Source organism: Kitasatospora sp. RG8, from assembly GCF_017813315.1.
Taxonomy (GTDB): domain Bacteria; phylum Actinomycetota; class Actinomycetes; order Streptomycetales; family Streptomycetaceae; genus Kitasatospora.
Genome location: NZ_JAGIYX010000020.1, coordinates 148615 through 171145, shown reverse-complemented (window position 1 = coordinate 171145; position 22531 = coordinate 148615). Strand labels below are relative to the sequence as shown.

Below are 22531 nucleotides of genomic sequence, written 5' to 3'. Positions count from 1 at the left end.
GAGCCGCACCGCCGAAAAAGGCAAAGCACGACCCAGCCCGAACCGGGAAGTGGTGTTTCTAGGGATTGGCCGCTCCGGGACCGTCCGCGCCGATGCGTGTCCGGTGCTCCCTGCCGAGCGACTGGGCGACAGTACTCCTGTTTCACGCCCGAAACAAATTGCCCCGCCCCGACCGCGCAGGCGTACCCCCTGCCACCCCCTCCCCGCCGCGCGAGGAGGCCGCCCGCGCCGCCCGCCGGGTCAGTCCGGCGCCGGCGGGACAGTCGTCGGGACAACCGTCGGGACAACCGGCGGGACAACCGGCGGGACAGCCGTCGGGCCGGCCTCCGGAACGGCCGCCCGCACGGCCACCGGCGACGAGCCGCCGGGCACCAGCAGGTGCGGCGCCCCGCTGCCGTCCGCCGGCACGCTCCAGACGTCGCTGCCCTTCCCGTCCTGGCCCGGCAGCGCGTAGCCGAGTGTCCCCCCGTCGAGCCAGGCCGCCTGGTCGTCCACGCTGCGCGACTCGGCCAGCGGGTACTCGCGCATGCTTGCCAGTTCCAGGACGTGGAGCCGCCAGGGCGCCGCCGGGTCGGCCGAGACCTTCTTCTTGAAGGCGATCCGGGTACCGTCCGGCGAGAGCGAGGGGCACTCCACGTTCTCCCGCAGCGTGCGGGCCGACCACGCCCGGAGGTCGCCCTCGACCAGGTGGGTCCGGCCGCCGGTCGAGACGGTGGCGTAGAAGCGGTTGTCGTCGTCGGCGAAGTTGACGCCCCAGTAGTTGACGTCGGCAGCGTGGTAGCGGGTGCCGCCGACGGTCAGCGGGATGGACTCGACCGACTTGACCAGGTAGCCGGTGCGCAGGTCCAGGATCGACGTCCGGGTGGAGAAGGTGCCGGCCGCGTAGGAGTCCCCCACCGCGAAGGTGGTCCAGGAGAGCAGGTGCCCGGAGGCCGACACCCGGGCCCGGTTCGGGATGCCGGGGACGGTCACCGTCTGGAGCTCGGTGAACCGCCGGTCGTACACCACCGCCTGGGTGCGGGCCGGGGTGCCGGGCAGCGCCCGCAGGCACAGGGCCCGGTCCCCCGCGGCGTAGAAGCGGACGCAGGACGGGCCGTCCGGCGCCCCGGGGCTGCGGGCGACCCGGCCGGTGGCGGTGTCCCGGTAGTACAGCCCGGGTTCGTCCAGGGTGAACGAGCTCTCCGCGGCCACGAGCCGCTGGCCGCCGCCGCGCTGCCGGGCGTGCAGCACGTACCCCAGCGAACCGCCCAGCAGCACCAGGGCGGCGGCGATCAGCACCACCGAACGCGCCTTCACGAGGACTCCCTTTCCGGCAGGATCCGCCATGCGGCGGCGAGTGCGGCGGCCAGCGCGAGTGCGGCCACCGTCAGGGCCGGGCGCGGCCCCCACCACGTCCAGGCCGCGCCGAAGCCGGCCGCACCGACCAACCGGGCCAGCGCCTGGCCGGTCTGCAGGACGGCGAGCCCGCCCGCCCGGCCGTCGGACGGCAGCACCGGCCCGGCGAGCGCCATCAGCACACCGTCCGTGGCGGCGTAGAAGACGCCCAGGAGGACCAGGACGAGTACGGCGGCCGGCCATCCCGGCGGAGCGGTCAGGGTGAGGTAGGCCACGAGCAGCGCCCCGTGCCCGCAGAGGAACGGCGTGCGCCGCCCGGTCCGGTCCGCGATCCGGCCCGCCGGTACCGCCAGCAGCAGGTAGCAGGCCGCAGCGCCGAGCGGCAGCAGCGGGAAGAGCAGGGGTGGCAGGTCCAGGCCGCGTTGGAGCAGCAGGTAGAGGAAGGAGTCGCCGATCGTCGCGGCACCCAGCAGTGCGGCGGCCGTGACGATCCGCCGGAACACCGGATCTCCGAGGGCCCTGCTCCGCCTCCTACCGGCCGGCCTCGGCCCGGCGGCCGCCACCGCCGCCGCCACCCCCGCCGTCCCCGGCCCGGCCGGGACGAACAGCACCAGCACCAGCACGCCGAACAGTCCGGTGGCGAAACTGACCACGAAGACCGCGTCGTACGCGTCGGCCGTCGCCCACAGCACCACGAACGCGACCAGGGGGCCGAGCAGCGCCCCCGTGGTGTCCATCGCCCGGTGCACGCCGAACGCCCGGCCGAGCGCCTCCGGCGGTGCGCTGAGCGAGATCATCGCGTCCCGCGGCGCGGTCCGCACGCCCTTGCCGAGCCGGTCGGCGGCCAGCGCGGCGGCGATCCCTCCGGCCGCCCCGCCGGCCAGCAGGAGCCCGAGCCGCGAGAGCGCCGAGAGCAGGTAGCCGACCCCGGCGACGGTCCGGTGCCGGCCGCCGCCGCGGTCGGCGAGCCTGCCTCCGAGCAGCCGGACCACCGCCGTGGCGCCGTTGAACAGCCCGTCGAGGAAACCGAATTGCAGTGGTGAGAGGCCGAGTCCCAGCACCAGGTAGAGCGGTAGCACGGCGGTGACCATCTCCGAGGAGACGTCGGTGACCAGGCTGACCGCGCCGAGCGCGATGACCGTGCCGGGGACGCGTCGCCCCGGCCCTGGGGGGCGGGGCGACGCGTCCGGACGGCGGCCGGTGGTGGCCAGGTACATCATCAGTGGCAGCTGTACTTCGGACTGGCGTCCTTGACCTGACCGTCCGTTCCGACGTAGCTCCAGCCGTAGCCGGAGTCGGTGAAGTCCAGCTTCAGCACGCCGTACTCGCCGCTGATCCGCTTCTGGCTGTTCGGCTGGACCTGCTCGATCGGGTACGGCTCGGCGCCGCCCATCCCGCCGACGATCTCGACGATCCCGTCCGCGGTGGCCTTCCCGTCCGGGTCCTGCGGGGCGAACCGCTCGTAGTGGTGGTCGTGCCCGTTCAGCACCAGGTCGGCCTTGGCGCCGTAGAGGATCTTCCACACCGGCCGGGAGACCGGGTCGTTGCCGTGCCCGCCCGAGGAGTACAGCGGGTGGTGCCAGTAGGCGGCGACGCACTTCTTCGCGTTGGCCGCGAGGTCGGCCTTGAGCCAGTCGATCTGGGCGCTCTGGTCGAAGGCGTTGGAATCCAGGGCGACGAAGTGCCAGTTGCCCTCGTCGAAGCTGTACCAGCTCTTCCCCTGCGGGTAGGCGATGCTGCCGAAGTACGCCTTGTACCCGGCGAGCGACCCGGCCGGGTCGTAGGTCTCGTGGTTGCCCGGCACCGGGTGGGTCTTCGCCTTGAACGCCCCCCAGGTCTTGTCGTAGTAGTTGCGGAAGTCCGCCAACCTGGCGTCGTCGTACTGGTTGTCACCCATCGTCAGGTAGAACTTCGGGTTGATCTGCTGGGCCAGCGCGGCCGTCTTCGGGTGCGCGCAGCCGCTGTCCGAGGCGGTGCACTGCGCGGCGATGTCGCCCGCGGCCACCACGGTGAACGCCCCGCCCGGCGTGGGTCCGGTCGGCGAGGGACCGGTCGGTGACGGTCCGGTCGGCGAGGGACCGGTCGGTGAGGGGCTGCCGTCCGGCACCCCGTACACCTGCATCTCGAACAGCGAGTACCCGTACGACGTCCCGCGCGCCGTCCCGTACATCCGGACGTAGCGGCCGTGGCCGGCCAGCCCCGTCCAGTCGTCCGTCCCGCCGTTCCCGGCCTTCTCCTCCGCCAGCGTCGTCCAGGTCACCCCGTCCGCCGACACCTCCACCCGGTACGCCTTCGCGTACGCCGACTCCCAACTGAGCTTCACCCGGGAGATTCTGACGCTCCCTCCGAGATCGACCCGCAGCCACTGCGGGTCCTTCCCCTCCTCACTCGCCCACCGCGTGGAGGCGTTCCCGTCGAACGCCTTCCCCGCCGCGTACGACGACCCCTCGGTGGACGAGGCCGTCGCGGCCTTGCCCTGGGAGACCAGCGGATCGGCCGCGGCTCCCGCCCGCCCGGACCACCCGAGCAACAGGCCGCCGAGCAACGCGAGCACGGCGGCGAAGATTCCGACACGAACAGGCCTTGCCGAGACACCCAGACGCATCCCTGGACTCCATGACCTTGAGAAACGGTGAGAGCTGGACTCCGGTCCGCACCGCACGAACTCACCGGGCAGCGGCGACCGCAACTGCGCGGCGGCCGGGTCAGAGCTCTCACTGAGCGCGTCACGCCCCATCCGGCACGGGCGCCGCGCCAAGCCGCCAGCCGACAGCGTAATAGAAAGTAAAGTTACCTACCAATAGTTGGGCGGCACCGAGTTCGCCCGTTTCCGGGCCCGGCGCACCACGAGGGTCGAGGCGGCGTCGGGCCGCTCCGCCGCGGCTGCCCCGACCAGCGGCCTCCCCGCACCCGCAGTGCCCGGACGAGGCGGCGACCACCACCCGGGGCCGGACGGCGACCACCACCCGGGGCCGATCCGGCCGCAGTGATCGTTACTGCTTGACAGGGTGCGTAATACTGTAACGCGCACGGCCCGGGCGTCGTCGGAGCGGGCAGCGCCATCGGGGCCTCGCGGGTCCAGCGGATCCCCTCTCCTCCCCAGCTCGGAGCACGACATGCACCCCTTCCTCGACCAGCCGGGGCCGCTGGCCTTCGCGCACCGGGGCGGCGACCTCGGCCACCCCGAGAACTCACTCGCCGCCTTCGAGGCCGCCGTCGCCCTCGGGTACCGCTACCTCGAAACGGACGTGCACGCCACCCGCGACGGAGTGCTCGTGGCCTTCCACGACTCCCGCCTCGACCGGGTCACCGACCGCACCGGCGCCGTGGCCGAACTGCCCTGGGACGCCGTCAGGCAGGCCCGGATCGGCGGGACCGAGCCGGTGCCGCTGCTGGAGGACCTGCTCGACGCGTTCCCCGGGGCCCGCTTCAACGTCGACGTGAAGGCCGCGCCGGCCGTCGGGCCGCTGGTCGAGGCGGTCCGCCGGACCAACGCCTGGGACCGCGTCTGCGTCGGCGGCTTCTCCGACAGCCGCCTCGCCGCCGTCCGCGCCGCCGCCGGCCCCCGGCTCGCCACCTCGCTCGGCCCGCGCGAGGTGGCCCGGCTGCGGCTGCGCTCGCTGGCCGGGCCGCTGCTGCGGGGGCGCGGGGCGCCGTTCGCCGGGGTCTGCGCGCAGGTGCCGGAGCGGCACCGCGGCGTGCGGGTCGTCGACCGGGCCTTCGTCCGTGCCACCCACCGTCTCGGTCTGCAGGTCCACGTCTGGACGGTGGACGATCCCACCCGGATCAGGGCTCTCCTCGACCTGGGTGTGGATGGCATCATGGCCGATCGCATCGACGTCCTGCGCGACGTCCTCGGTGAGCGCGGCTGCTGGACCGACGGCAGCACCGGCTCCAGCACGAAGATGGGAGCCTCATGAACACCACGGCCCACCTGTCGGACCGTCTGCCGGACCATCCGGCGACCACCACCACCGACGGCCGCGCCCTGCGCAGGATGCAGTTCGGCTGGTACATCAACGACTGGGCCAACGCCGCCTTCTCGGCCACGGTCCTGACGGTCTTCCTCGGGCCCTACCTGACCTCGGTGGCCAGGAACGCCGCCGACGCGGCCGGCGACGTGCACCCGCTCGGCCTCTCGGTCCGCGCGGGGTCGTTCTTCCCGTACACGGTCTCCTTCTCCGTCCTGATCTCGGTCGCGGTGATGCTGCTCACCGGGACGGTCGCGGACCGCACAGGACGGCACAAGGAGCTGATGTGCGGCTTCGCGTACGTCGGCGCGATCGCCACGATGGGGATGTTCCTCCTCGACGGCGACCGCTACCTGCTCGGCGGCGCGCTGCTGGTGGTCGCCAACATCGCGTACGCGGTGTCGGTCGCGCTCTCCTACGCCTACCTCCCCGGCCTGGCCGCCCCCGACGAACGCGACGCGGTCTCCTCCAAGGGCTGGGCGTACGGGTACGCGGGCGGCGGCCTGCTGCTGGTCGCCAACCTGGCGCTGTTCGAGGGCCATGACGCGCTCGGCCTGTCCTCCAGCACCGCCGTGCGCATCTGCCTGGCCTCGGCCGGCCTCTGGTGGGCGCTGTTCACGATCGTCCCGATGCTGCGGCTACCCTCCCGGGCAGGGGCGACCCCCGCGCGCGCGGCGGCCGTGCCGGACCGGCCCGCCGCCGGAAGCCTGCGCGAACTCGGCCGTACCCTGCGCAGCATGCGCGACCACCCGCTCACGCTCCTCTACCTGGGCGCCTTCCTCTGCTACAACGACGGCATCCAGACCGTCGTCTCCCAGGCCTCGCTCTACGGCAGCGAAGAACTCGGCATGGACCAGACCTCGCTGGTCGCCGCCGTGCTCCTGGTCCAGATCGTCGCGATCGGCGGCGCGCTGCTCCTCGGCCGGATCGCCCGCCGGTACGGCGCCAAGCGGACCATCCTCGGCTCCCTGGTCGGCTGGGTGGTCACCGTCGGCCTCGGGTACCTGATGCCGGCCCACCAGCCGGCCTGGTTCTTCGCCCTGGCCTGCATGATCGGCCTGGTGCTCGGCGGCAGCCAGGCGCTCTCCCGCTCGCTGTTCTCCCACCTCATCCCGGCCGGCCGGGAGGCCGAGTACTTCGCCGTCTACAAGGTCAGCGACCGCGGCACCAGCTGGATGGGCCCGCTGGTCTTCGGCCTCGCGTACCAGATCACCGGTAGCTACCGCTCGGCGATCATCTCCCTGCTGGTGTTCTTCGTGATCGGCTTCGCCGTGCTGGCGACGGTTCCCATCCGCCGGGCCGTCGAGGCCGTCGGCAACCCCGTCCCCGAGCGGCTCTGACGGACCGGGAGGACCCGACCGACCGACCGGTCAACCCGGCCGGCCTGGTCGGGTCGTCCCGATGCCCCTGGGGGCGGGGAGCAGCAGGGCCCGGCCGGTCCGCCGGGCCCTCACGAGCCGGCGGTGGCCGCCTCCAGGGTGGTCGCCATGACCGGGCTGGTGAAGGTGTTCGTCGCGTCCCCCGAGGAGGGGTGGTAGGAGCCCCACTTGAGGTAGTTGCGGTCGCCGTCCCAGGTGGTGCCCTTGAAGGTGCCCGAGCCGGTGGTGAAGGTCTGCTTCACACCGTCGAACCAGAAGTCGATGGTGCCGTTGGTGCGGCCCAGGCGGATCTTCAGCGCGTACGAGTGCCACTGGTTGTTGGCGGTCGGCGCGGTCCACAGCTGGTGCGCGACGTGGTCGACGTCCCACTCCTGGAGGCGGATCCGCCCGGTCGTCGCGTCGATCTCGATCGGGTGGTTCGCCGTGTCCGTGCTCGGCGAGCACTTGAGCTGGAAGACGTAACGGCTGTTCGAGTCCTTGATGTCCACCTTGGACGACCAGCCGAGGTAGAAGGTGTCGCCCTCCTTCAGGTCGGGGCCGACCGTCTCGCAGCGCTCCTCCCCCGCGGCCTGGAACGCCCGCCACACACTGCCCTTGACGGAGTCCTTGACGACGCCGAAGCCGCCCGCGGCGCACTGGACGGCGGCGAAGGAGGACGCTCCCTTGCTGGTGCTCGGGGTCCACAGGACCTTGCCCGCCGCGGCGGCGGAGCTGCTGGCGGTGGCCGAGCCGCAGGAGATCGCGAACGTGGTGAGGGCCATGAGGCCGACGGCGGTCTTGCGGTAGCGGGACAGGAACGACATGCGTCTCCCTGGGGATGAGTGGCCGGAAAGGACGCCGCCCGGGCCGGTCGGCCGGGACGCACGGAGCGATTCGACCACCTGACGGGCCGTCGGGCCAAGCGGGCCGGCCCGCAGCGGCCCTTTCGGGCACGTCCCCCGGCCGGCCGGGGGCACCGCGGCGGGGGCTGTGCGGTACGCCCCGGGCGTACCGCTAGCGGGTGCGCCGCTCCGCCCCGCCCGGTTCCCCGGAGTCCCCGGACTTCCCGGCGTCCACGTCGCCCCCGTCGTCGGCGTCGTCCACGTCGTAGGAGGAGGTGCCCGCGTCCAGCAGCGGCTCCTCCGTCTTGAGGTGCGCGGGGGCCAGCGCCCGCAGCACGTGGTAGCCGGTGATGACGACCAGGGTGCCCAGCGCGATGCCGCTGAGAGTGAAGGTGTCGGTGAACTTCAGGGTGACGTTGCCGATGCCGATGATGATGCCCGCGGCGGCCGGCACCAGGTTCAGCGGGTTGCGCAGGTCCACGTCGGACCTGATCCAGATCTGCGCGCCGAGCAGGCCGATCATGCCGTACAGGATGACGGTGATGCCGCCGAGCACCCCGCCGGGGATCGCGGCCACGACGGCGCCGAACTTCGGGCAGATGCCGAACAGCAGCGCGAAGCCGGCCGCGGCCCAGTAGGCGGCGGTGGAGTACACGCGGGTGGCGGCCATGACGCCGATGTTCTCGGAGTACGTGGTGTTCGGCGGGCCTCCGAGCGCGGTCGAGAGCATGGAGCCGACGCCGTCCGCGGAGATCGCGGTACCGAGCTTGTCGTCCAGGGTCCGGCCGGTCATCTCCCCCACGGCCTTGACGTGCCCGGCGTTCTCCGCGACCAGCGCGATCACCACGGGCAGGGCCACCAGGATCGCGGACCACTGGAAGGAGGGGCCGTGGAAGGCGGGCAGGCCGAGCCAGTCCGCCTGGCCGACGCCCGACAGGTCCAGGCGCCAGTGGTCGGTGGCGTGCCCGCTCGCGTCCACCGAGTGGATCTTCCCGAAGACCCGGTCGAACAGCCACGAGATCCCGTAGCCGAAGAGCAGCCCGAGGAAGATCGCCACGCGCGACCAGAAGCCGCGCAGGCACACCACCGCCAGCCCGGTGAACAGCATCACCAGCAGCGCCGTCCACTGGTCCTGCGGCCAGTAGGTCGAGGCGGTGACGGGCGCGAGGTTGAAGCCGATCAGCATGACGACGGCGCCGGTGACGATCGGCGGCATCGCCGCGTGGATGATCCGCGCCCCGAACCGCTGGACGGCGAGGCCCACCAGGAACAGCGCCACACCCACCACGAACACGGCACCGGTGACCGTCGCACTGGTGCCGCCCTGAGCCCGGATCACCGCGGCCACACCGACGAAGGACAGCGAGCAGCCGAGGTAGCTGGGCACCTGACCGCGGGTCGCCAGCAGGAAGATGACGGTCGCGACGCCGGACATCATGATCGCCAGGTTGGGGTCGAGCCCCATCAGCACGGGCGCCACGAAGCTCGCGCCGAACATCGCCACCACGTGCTGGGCGCCGAGCCCCGCCGTTCGGGGCCAGGAGAGTCGTTCGTCGGGGCGGACGACCGCTCCCGGTGCGGGCGTCCGCCCGTCACCGTGCAGCTTCCAGCGCACGCCGAGATCCATGGGGGAGATCGCTTTCTCTGTACTTCGGGTGGAACCTTCCGCACCATTCTCCGGGCCACCGGATCCTCCGTACGCCACCGCCCCCGGCTCCCGGCCTGCGCACGCACGCGGCGCGGGCGGAGTGAGGCCCCGTCAGGGACCGGCGGATCCCGCAGCGCCGCCCACCCTGAGCACCAGCGGTGGCCGGACCGGGCCGGCCTCAAGGCCCGCCCGACAGGCGGGCCGGCACGGCGTCCGACGTACGGCACCGGCCTCCGGCGGTACGGGCGGTCCGGTGCCGGACCGCCCGTACCGCCGGACGCCATGACGCGGCGGCGGACTACCGCCTCGGTCCTGCCACGGCGTACGCCACCGTGCCGGTCGCCAACAGGGCCCACGCGATCGCGGCGGACGCCGACGTACCCGAGGGAAAGAGCATCCAGTGGACCACCTCTCCCACCCTGCCGTCCGGAACCGGGACGAGGAGCGTGACCGCGAGCCACGCGGTCGGCGGGGTCCACGCGAACTGGGCCCCGAACAGCGCCGCCCCGAGCGCGGCCAGGCCGACCAGGCCCGCGCTGTCCCGGACGACGACCGCGGTGGGGGCGAGCTCCACGCCCACCGTCTGGACGGTCAGCAGGGCCAGGCCGGCGGCCGCACCGATCAGCAGCACGTGCGCCGCCCGGCGGGGCATCCACCGGATCGCCGCCGTCCGCTCCAGCGCGACGTCCCACCCGCCGAGCCCGGCCGAGGCGGCCGCCACGTTCGCGGTGAGGACGAGGACCGCCGTTCCCAGGTCCATCGGGCCCGGGCTGTGCAGCACCCACAGCGCCAGCGAGACCAGCGCGATCGCGGCGGCCGAGCCGGGCACCTGCCGTGAACGGGCGTACAGGGTCAGCCACCTCATCGGGCCGCCTCCCCCGCCAGCAGCAGGAACTGACCGTGCCGCGAACAGGAGAGGGCGCCGGCCCGCAGCTGAACGATCCGGGAGCGCTGCTCGGCCGCTGACACCGCCGACAGCTTCTGCCAGGCCGCGTCGGCGTCCGCCCAGGTCTTCTCCGAGTACACGTCGGTGTCCCTGTCCTGCAGTGGTCGGAGCTGGGAGTCGTGGAGGGCCCAGCTCACGGCGATGCTCTGGAGGGCGACGTCGTCGCTCCCCCCGCCCTCCCGGTCGCTGTAGCCATGACAGTTCGGTGCCAGCCCCTGGGAGATCAGTGCGCGGGTCAGTGCCTCACCCTTCGCCTCGGCGAACAGCCGCTCGTCGAAGTCGACCAGCACCACGTCGCCGGAGAGCTCGCGGTCCCCACCGAGCGCGCGCAGCCTGGTGTCCTCCCGCACTGTGTTCGGTGCCTGGTCGCCCAGGACGCCGCGCAGCACGCGCAGCGCCTCCGTGCTGCGCAGCGCGAGCTCGGGCAGGCGTGAGCGGTTCGCCTGCGTCACGCACACCGGCCCGTCGCAGACCAGGGCGGCGGCGGCCTTGTCGACGACGTAGGTGTCGCGGGCAGCAGCCGGCAGGACCAGCAGGGCCAGGGCCGCGCCGACCAGGACGGGGACCACCCCGAGCAGCCGGGCCCGGCGGGTCACGGCCGAGAACAGGACGAAGCCGGTGGCGAGCAGGCCGAGCAGCCAGAGCGTCTGGCCGAGGTGCACGCGGCCGGACAGGGTCAGCAGCATCTCCCGCGGCTCCACGACCGTCGGGGACAGCTGGGCGAGCCGGTTCGGCGCGATGCCCGCCGGCACTTCCCCGTCACTGCCCTGCCGCAGGAGGAGGCCCGTCATCATGAGGAACAGCACCACGAGGGCCGGCGGGGTGAGCACGGAGGGCAGGGCCCGCGCCACACCCATGCCGAACACGGCCCCCGCGACGAGGGCCAGGGCCGCCACGAGCGAGATCGGCAGCCAGCCGAGCGCCGTGTAGGTGGTCCGGCCGAGGGCCACCTGGACTCCGCCCACGAGGATCAGGAGCCCGAAGCCCGACGCCAGCGCGAGCGCGATCGCACCGGTCGGCAGCGCCGCACGGCGCCAGGCCGGCAGCGGCGTGGTCGCCAGCAGCTCGGCCGTCCGCGAGCGGGACTCGCGCAGCCCGTACACCGCCCCCATGCCCACCACCAGCGGCCACCAGAAGGCCAGCAGGTACCGGGTCCACATGGCCATGGTGGTCCACTGGGCCGTCCACCCCGCGGTGCCCCTCCACCACATCCCGTCGATCAGGCAGAAGACCGCCAGGCTGCCCCCCAGGACGACGACACCGGCCCACGGGGCGACGGAGCGCTTCAGTTCGATGCGCAGGACACGTCCGTTCACCAGTTGCCTCCCGGACGGCCGGAGTCGCTGAGCAGCGCCGAGTAGCCGCGCTCCAGCGGGCTGTCGCCCGGGTGCTCGGACCCGCCCGCCGCGGCCAACTGCTCGGGCGTGCCCTGGAAGACGAGGCGGCCGTCGGCGAAGAGCACCACGTCGGAGCAGGCGGCCGCGACGTCCTCGACCAGGTGGGTGGAGACGACCACGCAGGTGTCCCGGCCCAGTTCCTGCAGCAGTTCGCGGAACCGCAGTCGCTGCGCCGGGTCCAGGCCGGCCGTCGGCTCGTCCAGCAGCAGCAGCGCGGGGTCGTTGACGATGGCCTGGGCGATGCCGGCCCGCCGCACCATGCCGCCGGACAGGGTCTTCATCCGGTGGTCGGCGCGGTCCGCCAGACCCACCCGTTCCACGGCCCGCTGGACGGCCGCGGGGACCTCCGCCTTCGGCACCTCCTTCAACCAGGCCATGTACTCGACGAACTCACGCACCGTGAAGCGCTTGTAGTAGCCGAAGTCCTGCGGCAGGTAGCCGATCCGGCGACGCAGGGCCCGGTGGTCGGCCAGCCCGCCGGCGGCGGTGCCGAGCAGCTCCAGTTCGCCCTCGGTGGGGCGCAGCACGGTGGCCAGGGTGCGGATCAGGGTGGTCTTGCCGGCTCCGTTGGGCCCCAGGAGGCCGTGGGTGCCGATGCCCAGGGAGAGGTCGAGCCCGTCGACGGCCATCTTCTTCCGGCCGACGCGGACTCTCAGGCCGGCGGCCCGGATCTCCCAGGCGTAGGTCTTCGGCGCGGTGTCGGCCACGCTCGTTTTGAGCGGCATGCAGTGTTCCCTTCCGAGGGTCGGTGGTGGTTTCACAGCGTTGAGTACGCGTTCCTGCGGGCGATCACGGCGCCGGTGCCGAGTGCGAGGAGCAGTCCCCACAGGGGCAGCCGGTCGGACTCCAGGACGAGCTCCAGGGCGAGGGGGACGTGGCCGGTGGCCCAGGCGGGTGTCACGACGACGACGCCCCACGCGACCGCCAGCCCGGTGGCGGCGCGGGTCACACCGACCACGCTGCCCAACGCCAGGGCGGTGGAGGTGAAGGCCAGGGAGGGCAGCAGCCACTGCGCGGCCGTCATGGTCCCCGTCAGCCATCCCCCCACCAGGAGCCCGGGCAGGACCACCGCGAGGACCGCCGTGGTGCGCCGGAGGAGCAGGGGCAGGCCGGAGCGGGCGGTCGAGGCCGTCAGTTCGTACGCCGGGTCCAGGCCGCGCGACCACGACGCGGCGACGCCGAACAGCGGCAGCACGGGCGCGATCGGCACCAGGGGGGACGCGCCGCCGAAGAACGGCGGCGACGCGATCGCGTCCAGCAGCAGCGTCGCCAGGGTGACGATGCCGGTCATGGCCAGCCACGGGGCCATGACCGGCGTCAGCCAGGTCGAGACCCACCTCGGGCGGTACCGCCGCGAGGGCGCCCTGACGGCCGCGTCCAGTTGCGGTTCGAGACCGGCCCGGACGGTGCCGAGGAGCGCGGTGAGGTCGGGAGCCTCCGTGGCCACGGAGGCCGCCAGGTCGCTCCGGCACGGCGCGCACGTCTCCAGGTGGGCCTCCAGGGCCCACACCGTGTCCGCGGCCATCGCCACGTCACCACGTGCGTACTCGTCGATCAGCCGACTCGACGGATGTTCCCCGCTCCTGACGATCCGCTCGCTCATGCCAGCGCCTCCCGCATCGCGATCCGGGCCCGGCGGGCGCGGGTCTTGACCGTGCCTTCGGGCAGTCTGAGCAGGACGGCGGTCTCCCGGACGGAGAGCCCGTCGAGCACCGTGGCCTGCAGTACCTCGCGGAGTTCCGGGGCCAGTCGCCGCAGGGCGTCGCCGACGTCGCCGCCGACGGTCCCGGCGAGTGCCTCCTCCTCCGCCGCGGGCACCACCGCCCGCTCGGCGGCGGCGACCGGCGGTTCGGCGTGGTGGGCGCGGCGCCGGAAGGCGTCGACGAGGCGGCGCGCCGCGATCGTCCACAACCACCCGACGGCCGTCCCGCCGACCGCGCTCCCGGCGAACGCGTCGGCCGCGCGCCACACCGCCAGATAGGTCTCCTGCATGACCTCGGCGACGATCTGCTCGTCGGCGCAGCGGCGGCGCAACCGCACCGCCAGCCACGGCGACGTGCGCCGGTACAACTCGTCGAACGCCCCTCGGTCGCCCCTGGCCACCAGCTTGACGAGGCGTTCCTCGTCCAGCTCGTCCAGTGCTCTCCTGCGTGATCTCACACCAGCCAGACGCCGGGTGCGGCGCGCAGGTTCTCCATCCGTCGTGACCTGCGTCACACTCGTCCGGTCCACCGCTCGGTGCCCACCCGGGCGTCCACCGGCCGGGACGGCACGCGCCGCGCATCACCCGCCCGCTGGTGGTGGTCGTGCGCGAGGACGACCACTCGGCGCCGCCGGCCGCGGCCGGGCGCGTCGCCCGCCGGGCCCCGCGCGGCGAACCGGTGCGCCTGCCCGGAGGCCACTGCGGGCTGGTCCGCGCCGCACACGAGCAGGCCATGGCGGCGCATCCTCGCACCGACGACCCCGGGCCGTGACCGCCGCAGCCGCTCCGATCACCCCGCGGTGGGCGCATGCTGACTGCCCGTCAGATATACCGAAGGCTCGGCTCGTGACGGGGTGGGCTCGGTGCGGCACCGGTGCGGCACCGGCGCGGTCAACGGGCCGTTACGTGCAGGATCTCCTTCACGATCGTCCCGGTGGCGCCCACGACGTGGGCGACGGCCCCGGCCGCGAGGAGCAGGGAGCCGAGCAGGATCCAGCCACCCGGCCCGCTGACCGCGCGGGCCTCCGGGCCGGCCGACCTCGGATCACCGCTCGCCTGCCCCGGTGACCGCACGAGCTCCTTCATGATGTGTTCCGCCCCGACCACGGCATGGGCGGCTCCGGCCAACGCCATGCCGACGACGCCGATGGCCATCCACCCTGCTCGACCGATCTCGTCCATCGCTCTCACCGTCCTCCGGAGAGGTGCAGCGGGAAAGCGCCTCTCCTTCGCGTCGCCTCAATCCTTGCACCTGCACGCACCCGGCCGCCACAGCCGACCGGCCCGCCCACCGGGGCCACTGGACCCAGTCGGCCGGCGGACGCGACGGCGCGGCCGTCCCACCCCGGCCGGAGCCGCCGTGGCCGGCGGAGCAGCGGGCGGCACCCGCCGGAGTAGCAGCCGTACCGCGGTCGTGCGAACTTGGTGGAGGAGATCTCCGACCGGGTCGCACGGAAACGGGCGACGGATCTATCCGAAGGAGCCCGAATCATGGCGAGCAACGTCAGCCGGAAGCCGTTCGCGACCGGCTGGACCACCTTCGCAGCCTGCCTGATGATCTTCGGCGGGGCGATGGCCGTCCTTGAGGGGATCGGCGCCATCGTCAACGACGAGCGCTACGTCATCACCGGCAACTACGTCTACAAGTTCAACGTCACCGGCTGGGGCTGGCTGCACCTCATCCTGGGCCTGCTCATCGTGGTGGCGGGCTTCATGCTCTTCACCGGCGCGATGTGGGCACGGATCCTCGGTGTGGTCGCCGCAGGGCTGAACATGATCGTCAACTTCCTGTGGCTGCCCTACTACCCCTTCTGGGCCATCGTCCTGATCGCCATCGACATCTTCGTCATCTGGGCCCTGACGGCAGGCACGCACCGGGAGGCCACCGCATAGACGGCGGGTCGCCGCCGGGCCGGATCCATGGCCGGCCCGGCGGCATCCGTTCGGCAGGCGGTCCACCGACCGCCTGCTCCGGCGGCCGCCCGCCCGCCCGCTCCGGCACACCGGCCGGGGCCGTTCAGGCGGGCGAGACGGCGACCCCGAGGGAGTCGGCCCCCATCGGCTTCGGGGCGCCCTTCTCGTAGAACACGTCGAGATCGGTGATGACGAAGCCCGCGCCGGTCAGCAGATCGGCGACCGGACGGGTCAGGTGGCACCCGGCGAACAACCGCTGCTCCAGCGGGTCGAGGCGCCGCTGCCAGCGGCGCACGGCCTCGTCCCCCTCCGGGGCCAGACCGTGCTCGACGAAGTGCAGCGTCCCACCGGGCCTGAGCACGCGCCGCACCTCGTGCAGGGCCGCCTCGACGTCCGGGACGGTGCACAGCGTCCAGGTCGACAGCGCCGCGTCGAAGCAGTGGTCCGGGAACGGCAGCACCTGACCGTCCAGGCCGCCGCGCTCGACCGGGACGGGCGTCGCCGCCAACCGGTCGGCCGCCAGCTTCCAGCCCACCTCGGAGGGGTCCACCGCGGTCACCCGGGTCACGGCCGCCGGATAGAACGGGACGTTCAGCCCCGAGCCGAACCCGATCTCCAGGACATCGCCCTCAAGCCCCTCGCAGACCCTCCGCCGGAGGTGCGCGGCCTCCTTCGTCCCGCAGACGACGTTGACGATCCGCGGCACCACCTGATCGGCGTAGAACCCCATGGCGGCCTCCAGCCCTCAGGACCAGTCTGGCACCGGGCCGGTCCGCCCGGTACCCCGTGGCCGGGCCGCACGGCGCGGGGCCCGGCCGGGCGGGTCGGCGGCCGCAACCGCGGTGCCGTCCGGCGACGGCCCGTCCCGCCGAAGCCGTCGGCGTCGGCGTCGGCGTCGGCGTTCACGGCCGGCGAACCGCGGGTCCCGGAAGCGCCCGCCGGGTGCGGTGCCGTCCGGCGGACGTCAGGCCCGGAGCCCGACGGGCGTCATGCCCAGAGCACCTCGCCGAGGGTGCCGCCCTCCCGGGCGCCCGGGAGGACGTACGCGACGGCCGAGGCGGTGTGTTCGAGGTGGGGGTTCAGGGCGTCGCGGGCAGCGAGGCGGGACTGAACGCGGGAGAACTGGGCGGGGTCGCGCACGAAGGCGCAGAAGAGGAGGCCCCGGTCGGCCGGTCCGTCGTCGTAGCTGTAGCCGCGGCGGAGCATCCGGGCGCCGCCGTCGAGGCGGGGGCTGGTGAGGCGGACGTGGGCGGTGGCGGGGATGACGTAGGAGCCGTCCGGGTTCTTGGTGTAGATGTCCGGCTCGTCGTGCTCGGCGGTGCCGGTGAGCGGGGCGCCGTCGCCGATCCGCCGGCCCATCGCCAGGTTCTTCCGGTCCTCGGGGAGGGCCGCGAAGGCGGCGGTGTCCATGCGGATGCGCCGGTAGACCAGGACGGTGCCGTTCTCGTGCGGCCCGGGCGGGCCCCAGACCCACTGCCGGGCGGCCGCGTCGTCCGGGTTGGCCGTGCCGTCCTTGAAGCCGAAGAGGTTGCGCGGGGTGGTGCCCGGGGCCGTCGGCGGCAGGAACCCCGACTGCGACCAGCGCGGTGCGGCACCGGTGGCCCGGGCCGCCGACCCGGCGAGCTCGGCGACGACGGCCAGTGTCCAGTGGTCGGCGGCGCACACCTGCAGCAGCAGGTCGCCGCCGCCGCGCGCCGGGTCGAGCCGGTCGCCGGGGAACGGCGGCAGGTCCTCCAGCCGGGCCGGGACGTTGAGCCCCAGCCGGGTGGCGAGCGCCGGGCCGACACCGACCAGCGAGGTGAGCCGGGTCGTGCCGCCGCCCTGCAACCGCGGGTCGGCCGGCGCGTCGGACGCCGCGGACGACAGGGTGCGGGTGAGTGCGTCGAGGAGCGCGCGCAGGGCCTCCCGGTCCGCGGCGGCGGAGGTCTGCGGGAGGTCGAAGGCGATCAGCTGTGTGGCGGCGGGCTGGGGGGACGTCACCCCGGCCTGCCGGGCGCCGTGGAAGGGGACCGCGGCCTCCGGGGGCGGTCCACCGGTGGCGCCGCGGTGGCCGGACGTGCGGTCGCCGCCCGCCAGTTCGCCGGCCGCCGCGCCGATCCCGGCCGCGAGGACCCCTCCGGCGGCGAGCAGTGCCCTCCGCCGCCCGACACCGGTCACGGCGGGCCCGGTCGACGGCTGCGCGTTTTCCGGTTCGGTAGGCATGCGCCCTATTGGAGACGATAGAACACTTGCCATGCAAATCATGCCTTCTGACGATCCGTCTCCCTCGGTGGCCGTCCGGCCGCCGGTGTTCCGGGCGGCCGCCCTGCGACGCCTGCCGGCCCTGGTCGTGTCGGTCGCCCTGGCGGCCGCCGGGTGCTCCTCCGGCGGTTCGGGCTCCGCGGACGCGGAGCACCCGGCCGGGAGCGTGCTCCGGGTGCCGGAGGACTTCCCCACCATCCAGAAGGCCGTGGACGTCGCCCGCGAGGGCGAGACGGTGCTGGTCGGCCCGGGCGTCTACCGCGAGAGCGTACGCGTCGCCAAGGCCCGCATCGTCCTGCGCGGGACGGACCGCAACTCCGTGGTCCTCGACGGCGGGCTGCGGCTCGTCAACGGCGTCACCGTCACCGGCCCGGGCTCGGTGGTGGAGAACCTCACCGTCCACGGATACCTCGCCAACGGGGTCCTGTTCACCGGGGTCACCGACGAGAAGCTGCAGCAGCACGGCGCGGGCGGCTCCGCGTACGACCCGCTGGACACCGCCCGCTTCCCGGTCGTCCAGGGCTTCCGGGCGACCCGGGTGACGGCCTACGACAACGGCCTGTACGGCATCTACGCCTTCGACGCCCGCGGCGGCGTGATCGAGGACTCCTACGCCTCCGGGCAGGCCGACTCCGGCATCTATGTCGGCCAGTGCAAGCCGTGCGACACCGTGGTGCGCGGCAACACGGTGGAGCGCAACGCGGTCGGCATCGAGCTGACCAACGCCTCGGACGGGCTGTTGGTGCTGGGCAACCGCGTGGTCGGCAACCGGGTCGGCGTCACGGTGAACTCCAACGACCTGGAGGCCCTCGCACCCCAGCACGGCGCGGTGATCGCGGGCAACGTCGTGGCCGACAACAACGCCGCCGACACCCCGGAACAGGCGGACGGGGGTTTCGGGATCGGGATCGGGATCGGCGGCGGCACGGCGAACCAGGTGCTCCGCAACCTCGTCCGGGGCAACCGCGCCGCCGGGGTGCTCGTCACCGACCCGCCGGGTCACCCGGCGAGCGGCAACCGCGTCGAGGGCAACCGCACGGACGGCAACGGCGCCGACCTCGTCCTGGCCTCCACCGACCCGGGCAACTGCTTCACCGACAACCGGCCCACCGTCCAGAGCCCCGACGGCCTGGAGACGCTGGCCGGGTGCGGCGTCCAGGGGCGCGGGCCGCTGGCCGCCGGCCGCACGGCCCCGGTCCAGGCGCCACCCGGCATCCCCTTCAGCCAGGTGCAGGCCCCGCCCGCGCAGCCCTCGCTGCCCGACCCGACGGCTCCCGGCCGCCCGGCCACCGACCTGCCGGGAGCCGTCGACCCGAACGCCTACCGGCTCCCCGCCGATCCCGCCGACGCCCCCCAGAAGGTGGGCTGAGCACCGGGACACCGCCTCGGGTCACCTCCGCCGTCACCCCGTGAGCCACGGCGCCTCGGGCAGCTTCGCGTCGCCGTTGCGCCCGGAGAACTCCACGGTCGTCGGGGTGCCCAGGTCCGCCATCCGCATCGTCACCCGCCGCAGCGTGCCCTCGCCGTCGACCCAGTACGTCAGCGGCGAGCGCCCGGTGTCGGGCGCGGCTCCCTGGGCACGCGGTCCGGCGAACCGGTCGTAGTCCCGGCCGTCGATCCGGTCCCGGCCGAGCCAACGCGCACCCGACTGGGCGAGCAGCAGCGGGTTGTCGGGCCGGTCCGCGCCGAGCTGGACCATCAACCGGAGCCCGGCGTCCAGCGGATCCGCCGTGTACTGGCGCGGCGACCAGCCCGCCCGGGGGACGCGCTCGGCCTGCTGCCAGGGCGGCCCGGCGTCGCCCTCGGGCGCGGGGGCCAGGCCCAGGCCGCCGGCGTCCCAGACGATCAGACCGTGGTCGAGCGGGCCGTTCGCCCCGGTGACCTGGTAGCGGCCCGCACCCCGGCGGGTGCGGTGGTCCACGATCCCCTCGACCCTGACCTGCACGCCGCCGCCCTCCGCCGCCGTGAGCACCACCGCCACCGGAGCGGCCTGGTACAGGTTCAGCCGCGACAGGGCCAGCCGTGACGCCTCGTCGCCGGTCACCGGCCGCTCCGAGGTCTCGTCGGAGACGGTCCGGTAGGCGGCCAGTCCGCCCACCGCGAGGCCGCACACCGCCACCGCGACCAGTGTCCTGAGCCAGAGGGTCCGACGCGGCCCACGGCCGTCGGTCTTCGTCTTCCGGGCCATGCCGTTGCCTTCTCTCCTCGGTCGGTCACAACGGTCGGGCGGGTTCCCGGACCGGTGGTCCGGGAACCCGCCCGATGTACCGGCCCCCCTGGGAGGGCCGGAGCGGCTACTGGTGCCGGGCCCTTCGCCTACGGGCCGTCACCAGCAAGGCCGTGCCGAGGACGGTGAACACCACGGCACCGGCCAGGGCCATCGACATCCCCTGCCCCACACCGGTACTGGCCAGGTGCGAGCCGGGCGCGGGGCGCGGTGTCACCGGTGCGGCCGGGGTGTCCGGCCCGCCCGGGGTGTCCGGCGGCGTCGGCACCGGCGTCGGGGGCGTCGTCGGCGTCGGGGTGGACGTCGTCGTCGCGGTGGGAGTGGGCGTCGGGGTGGGGATGAGCCGGTTGACGGCCGTCACCGAGACCCCGGCGTCGAGGTTGTCGGAGGTGAGCACCAGCGGCCCCGCCACCGGGTTCTCCGGCGCGGCGTAGCCCTTCGGTGGGCTCACCTCCTGCCAGTAGTACGTCCCCGGCGTGCCGCTGCCCTGGCAGACGCCGTCCGCACCCGTCGTGCAGGGCTCGCCGACGGGCGTGTCCGGCTTCGCCCCGGTGGCCTGCAACCCGTCCGTGCCGTTCGTCTCCTGCCACAGCCGGAACGTCGCACCCGCCAGCGGCTTGCCGTCCTGGTCGTGCTTGACCAGGCGCAACACGCCGTCCTGCCGGCGGAATCCGAAGTCGAAGGTGTGGTCGTTCTCGCCCGGTCCGCCGGTGGTCAGGGCCCGTTCCGGGTACTTGCCGCCGGACGGGACGACGCCCTTGGAGTCGACGAAGTGGTTGTCGCCGACGTCGTGGTCGGTGGGCACCCACTGGTAGAGGGGGCCGCCCTTGGCGTAGTCGGCCGGCTCGTCGATCCGGACGGTGTACTTCGTCCTCGGCTTCAGGCCGCCGGGCACGTTGGAGTCGTCGAAGTAGTACTCGCCGCGCTTCGTCGTCTTCGTCGTGGCGACCACCTTCCCCGACTCGTCGTAGAGGTGGACGGTCGCACCGGGGACCGGCTGCTGGCCCGGGCTCTGGACGCCCTTGCGCTCGGGGTCGTACCAGACCCGGTTGCCGATCTGCAGCGGCGCCTGGTCGCAGAGCACCTCCAGGTCACCCATGGAGGCGCCCTTGCCGAACGGGGCGAGGGCGCCCGCCGGGTTGAGCCGCAGGCCGAACTTCGGGTCCTGCGTGCCGTTCCGCTGGAGGAACGACGTGCCGTAGCCGAAGGCGGTGTGGTCGGGGTCGAAGGCGGAGGTCGCGATGGTGTTCTCGACCTTGGAGAGGGCCATGCCGGCGAACGCCGTGTTGTGGTGACCGCCCCAGCTGGTGTCGAAGAAGCGGGTGCCCCGGGGGGACAGTCCGCAACCGTTGTTGGTGTCCATCACGTACGTGCCGTTCGCCGGGCAGGCCTTGTTCAGGTCGCCGCCCGACATGACGACGGAGACGGAGCCCGGGGTGGCACCAGCCGGTGCGCGGTCGCCGAAGCGGTCACGGAAGGACAGCAGCATGGAACCGTCGGACTCGAAGGCGATCTCGCCCAACTCCGGCTCCGGCTGGGCCATGTAGGACGTGCAGGGCTGGCCGTTCTGCGAGGTCGGGAACGTGCTGGTCCACGGGAACCAGCCGCGCCCTTCGCACGCGCCCCCTCCGACGGTCGACTCGCGCGGGTAGTCGAGCGGCTGGTTCAGGACCGCCGGCGCGAAGGCACCGGTGGCCAGGTCGAACGGCAGCACCACGGCTCGAAGGTCCGAGGCCTTGCCGGTCGACTCGCCCGAGCAGACGCCGCCGAGGTAACCGGTGCCGTCCTGCAGGCCGAGGCCGAAGGGGCGCCAGTCGCCGGCCGCGGGGCAGCCCGGGTCCGGAATCGGGTAGGAGGCCCTCGGAGCGGCGGCCGTGGGCACGGTGGCGTCGTAGCGGTAGAGCTTGCGGTCGTTGAGGTTGACGACGAAGAGGTCCTTGCCGTCGTCGGTGACCTTGATGCCGCCGAGGCTCTCCTTGCCCGGCGCCGCGACGAACGCGTCGTCGGTGCCGCCGCCGTGAGCGGTCGGACCGGTGTCCGGGACGGTGGCGAACAGCGTGGTCCGCTTCGCCTCCAGGTCGGTCACGTAGATCCCGCCCGCGCCGCCGGGGCCGTAGTCCGTGCTGCGCTTGGCGACCGCCGAGGAGAACACCCTCCGGTCGGCCCGGTTCCACGCGATGCCGTAGAGCGTGCCGGTCTCGGCGTTGGTGGCGATGTTCGTGACGTTGGCGTCCACACCGGCCTGACCGCGCGCGCTGTACGGAAAGGAGACCAGCGTGCGCTGGGTCCCGCCCTCGCGGGTGGTGGGCTGACAGGTCGTCACCAGCGGCGCGTTCTTCTGGCAGTAGTCGCCCGGGCTCCACAGCCCGGTCGTGAACGCCACCTCCTTCCCGCCGGTGAGGTCCACGAACTCCTCGTTGCTGCTCAGCTGGTTCGGCGCACCGTCCAGCCCCTGCCGCGAGGCGAAGGCCGGGAACAGCACCCCCGGTTTCGGATTCACCACCTGCACCCGGTACTTGCCCCCGGACAGCTTCGATCCGCCCGGCGCCAGCTTCACCGTGCCGTCGGCCGCCGTGACGCCCTCGATGCCGGCCCCGGCGTCGTCGGTGAGCTTCACCTGCACACCGGCGATGCCCGGCTCCAGCGCCGGCGTCCACACCCCGCTCGTGTCGACGGCCCGCACCACGCGGACCGTCACCGTCCCGTCGCCGGACAGCGGAAAGGCCGACGGGGCCACCGCCAGCGAACAGGCGCCGATCCCGACGGCCATGGCCACGGCACCGCCGAGGGTGCGACTGCCCGGCACACCCGTTCGGCGCCGGCCCGGACCGCGCGCGGCACCGGCTGTTTTCCCAGTTGTCGTTGTCATCCCTGCTCTCATCGTCCAGTTGGGCCTGTCGCCCGACCTCTTGAGGGAGTCCGCGAGTGGCGAAAAGCCGCCATTGTTAAC

20 protein-coding genes are annotated in these 22531 nt (G+C 73.5%); 5 read left to right on the top strand and 15 right to left on the bottom strand.

The genetic code is table 11. The annotated features are described in order from the left end of the window. Nucleotides 1-240 precede the first annotated feature (240 nt). The 3 genes from J5Y04_RS26925 to J5Y04_RS26915 are packed head-to-tail and all read right to left on the bottom strand — an operon-like array spanning nt 241 to nt 3889. A complete protein-coding gene (locus tag J5Y04_RS26925) occupies nt 241-1326 on the bottom strand; it encodes a hypothetical protein (protein WP_245205474.1) in 1086 nt (361 codons plus the stop codon). Continuing rightward, the gene (locus J5Y04_RS26920; RefSeq protein WP_209414992.1) at nt 1293-2552 is read right to left on the bottom strand and encodes an MFS transporter; all 1260 of its coding nucleotides are present in this window, start codon (nt 2550-2552) and stop codon (nt 1293-1295) included. Before J5Y04_RS26920 ends, J5Y04_RS26925 begins: the two co-directional genes overlap by 34 nt. Before the next feature lie 2 nt (nt 2553-2554). Next, entirely contained in the window at nt 2555-3889 is a 1335-nt protein-coding gene (locus J5Y04_RS26915; protein ID WP_307853308.1) for a discoidin domain-containing protein, read from the bottom strand. Between the two features lie 562 nt (nt 3890-4451). Between J5Y04_RS26915 and J5Y04_RS26910 the strand changes: the two genes are divergently transcribed. Together J5Y04_RS26910 and J5Y04_RS26905 are read left to right on the top strand one after the other, a co-directional pair. Continuing rightward, nucleotides 4452-5255 (top strand): glycerophosphodiester phosphodiesterase, encoded by an 804-nt coding sequence (locus tag J5Y04_RS26910; protein ID WP_209414980.1) that lies wholly within the window; start codon nt 4452-4454, stop codon nt 5253-5255. Next, nucleotides 5252-6646 carry an MFS transporter gene (locus J5Y04_RS26905; RefSeq protein ID WP_209414979.1) on the top strand — a complete coding sequence of 465 codons (1395 nt, stop codon included), beginning with the start codon at nt 5252-5254 and terminating at the stop codon, nt 6644-6646. The genes J5Y04_RS26910 and J5Y04_RS26905 overlap by 4 nt, the downstream gene beginning before the upstream one ends. A gap of 110 nt (nt 6647-6756) precedes the next feature. On the opposite strand, the gene J5Y04_RS26900 is transcribed toward J5Y04_RS26905, so the two are convergent. The 7 genes from J5Y04_RS26900 to J5Y04_RS26870 form a co-directional block, all read right to left on the bottom strand. Further along, the gene (locus tag J5Y04_RS26900) at nt 6757-7488 is read right to left on the bottom strand and encodes a heparin lyase I family protein (protein WP_245205473.1); all 732 of its coding nucleotides are present in this window, start codon (nt 7486-7488) and stop codon (nt 6757-6759) included. A gap of 190 nt (nt 7489-7678) precedes the next feature. Next, on the bottom strand, nt 7679-9133 hold the full coding sequence (locus J5Y04_RS26895; protein WP_209414978.1) for a uracil-xanthine permease family protein: 1455 nt from the start codon (nt 9131-9133) through the stop codon (nt 7679-7681). A 319-nt stretch (nt 9134-9452) separates the two neighbouring features. Further along, on the bottom strand, nt 9453-10019 hold the full coding sequence (locus J5Y04_RS26890) for a hypothetical protein (protein WP_209414977.1): 567 nt from the start codon (nt 10017-10019) through the stop codon (nt 9453-9455). After that, nucleotides 10016-11416 (bottom strand): hypothetical protein, encoded by a 1401-nt coding sequence (locus tag J5Y04_RS26885; protein ID WP_209414976.1) that lies wholly within the window; start codon nt 11414-11416, stop codon nt 10016-10018. Before J5Y04_RS26885 ends, J5Y04_RS26890 begins: the two co-directional genes overlap by 4 nt. Beyond that, nucleotides 11413-12222, bottom strand: a complete 810-nt coding sequence (locus J5Y04_RS26880) for an ABC transporter ATP-binding protein (protein ID WP_209414975.1) — start codon at nt 12220-12222, stop codon at nt 11413-11415. The genes J5Y04_RS26885 and J5Y04_RS26880 overlap by 4 nt, the downstream gene beginning before the upstream one ends. 32 nt (nt 12223-12254) lie before the next feature. After that, complete coding sequence (locus J5Y04_RS26875) at nt 12255-13100, bottom strand: zf-HC2 domain-containing protein (protein WP_209414974.1); 846 nt, start codon at nt 13098-13100, stop codon at nt 12255-12257. Beyond that, entirely contained in the window at nt 13097-13657 is a 561-nt protein-coding gene (locus tag J5Y04_RS26870) for an RNA polymerase sigma factor (RefSeq protein ID WP_174315578.1), read from the bottom strand. The genes J5Y04_RS26875 and J5Y04_RS26870 overlap by 4 nt, the downstream gene beginning before the upstream one ends. 146 nt (nt 13658-13803) lie before the next feature. Between J5Y04_RS26870 and J5Y04_RS26865 the strand changes: the two genes are divergently transcribed. Then, a complete protein-coding gene (locus J5Y04_RS26865; protein ID WP_209414973.1) occupies nt 13804-13971 on the top strand; it encodes a hypothetical protein in 168 nt (55 codons plus the stop codon). A 119-nt stretch (nt 13972-14090) separates the two neighbouring features. Here the strand turns inward: J5Y04_RS26865 and J5Y04_RS26860 are convergent, their stop codons facing one another. Further along, nucleotides 14091-14381: a hypothetical protein gene (locus J5Y04_RS26860; RefSeq protein WP_209414972.1), complete on the bottom strand. Its 291-nt coding sequence runs from the start codon at nt 14379-14381 to the stop codon at nt 14091-14093. Nucleotides 14382-14690: 309 nt separating this feature from the next. On the opposite strand from J5Y04_RS26860, the gene J5Y04_RS26855 reads away from it, so the two are divergent. After that, nucleotides 14691-15092 carry a hypothetical protein gene (locus tag J5Y04_RS26855; RefSeq protein WP_209414971.1) on the top strand — a complete coding sequence of 134 codons (402 nt, stop codon included), beginning with the start codon at nt 14691-14693 and terminating at the stop codon, nt 15090-15092. 124 nt (nt 15093-15216) lie between these two features. Here the strand turns inward: J5Y04_RS26855 and J5Y04_RS26850 are convergent, their stop codons facing one another. Next, nucleotides 15217-15843 carry a class I SAM-dependent methyltransferase gene (locus tag J5Y04_RS26850; RefSeq protein ID WP_209414970.1) on the bottom strand — a complete coding sequence of 209 codons (627 nt, stop codon included), beginning with the start codon at nt 15841-15843 and terminating at the stop codon, nt 15217-15219. A 257-nt stretch (nt 15844-16100) separates the two neighbouring features. Then, entirely contained in the window at nt 16101-17315 is a 1215-nt protein-coding gene (locus J5Y04_RS26845; protein WP_245205472.1) for a Dyp-type peroxidase, read from the bottom strand. Between the two features lie 40 nt (nt 17316-17355). Between J5Y04_RS26845 and J5Y04_RS26840 the strand changes: the two genes are divergently transcribed. Further along, nucleotides 17356-18723, top strand: a complete 1368-nt coding sequence (locus J5Y04_RS26840; protein ID WP_209414969.1) for a nitrous oxide reductase family maturation protein NosD — start codon at nt 17356-17358, stop codon at nt 18721-18723. Between the two features lie 33 nt (nt 18724-18756). Here J5Y04_RS26840 and J5Y04_RS26835 read toward each other — a convergent pair whose 3' ends face one another. Both J5Y04_RS26835 and J5Y04_RS26830 read right to left on the bottom strand, forming a co-directional pair. After that, nucleotides 18757-19542, bottom strand: a complete 786-nt coding sequence (locus J5Y04_RS26835; RefSeq protein WP_209414968.1) for a hypothetical protein — start codon at nt 19540-19542, stop codon at nt 18757-18759. Nucleotides 19543-19648: 106 nt separating this feature from the next. Further along, the gene (locus J5Y04_RS26830) at nt 19649-22351 is read right to left on the bottom strand and encodes an SdrD B-like domain-containing protein (protein WP_209414967.1); all 2703 of its coding nucleotides are present in this window, start codon (nt 22349-22351) and stop codon (nt 19649-19651) included. Nucleotides 22352-22531 lie beyond the last annotated feature (180 nt).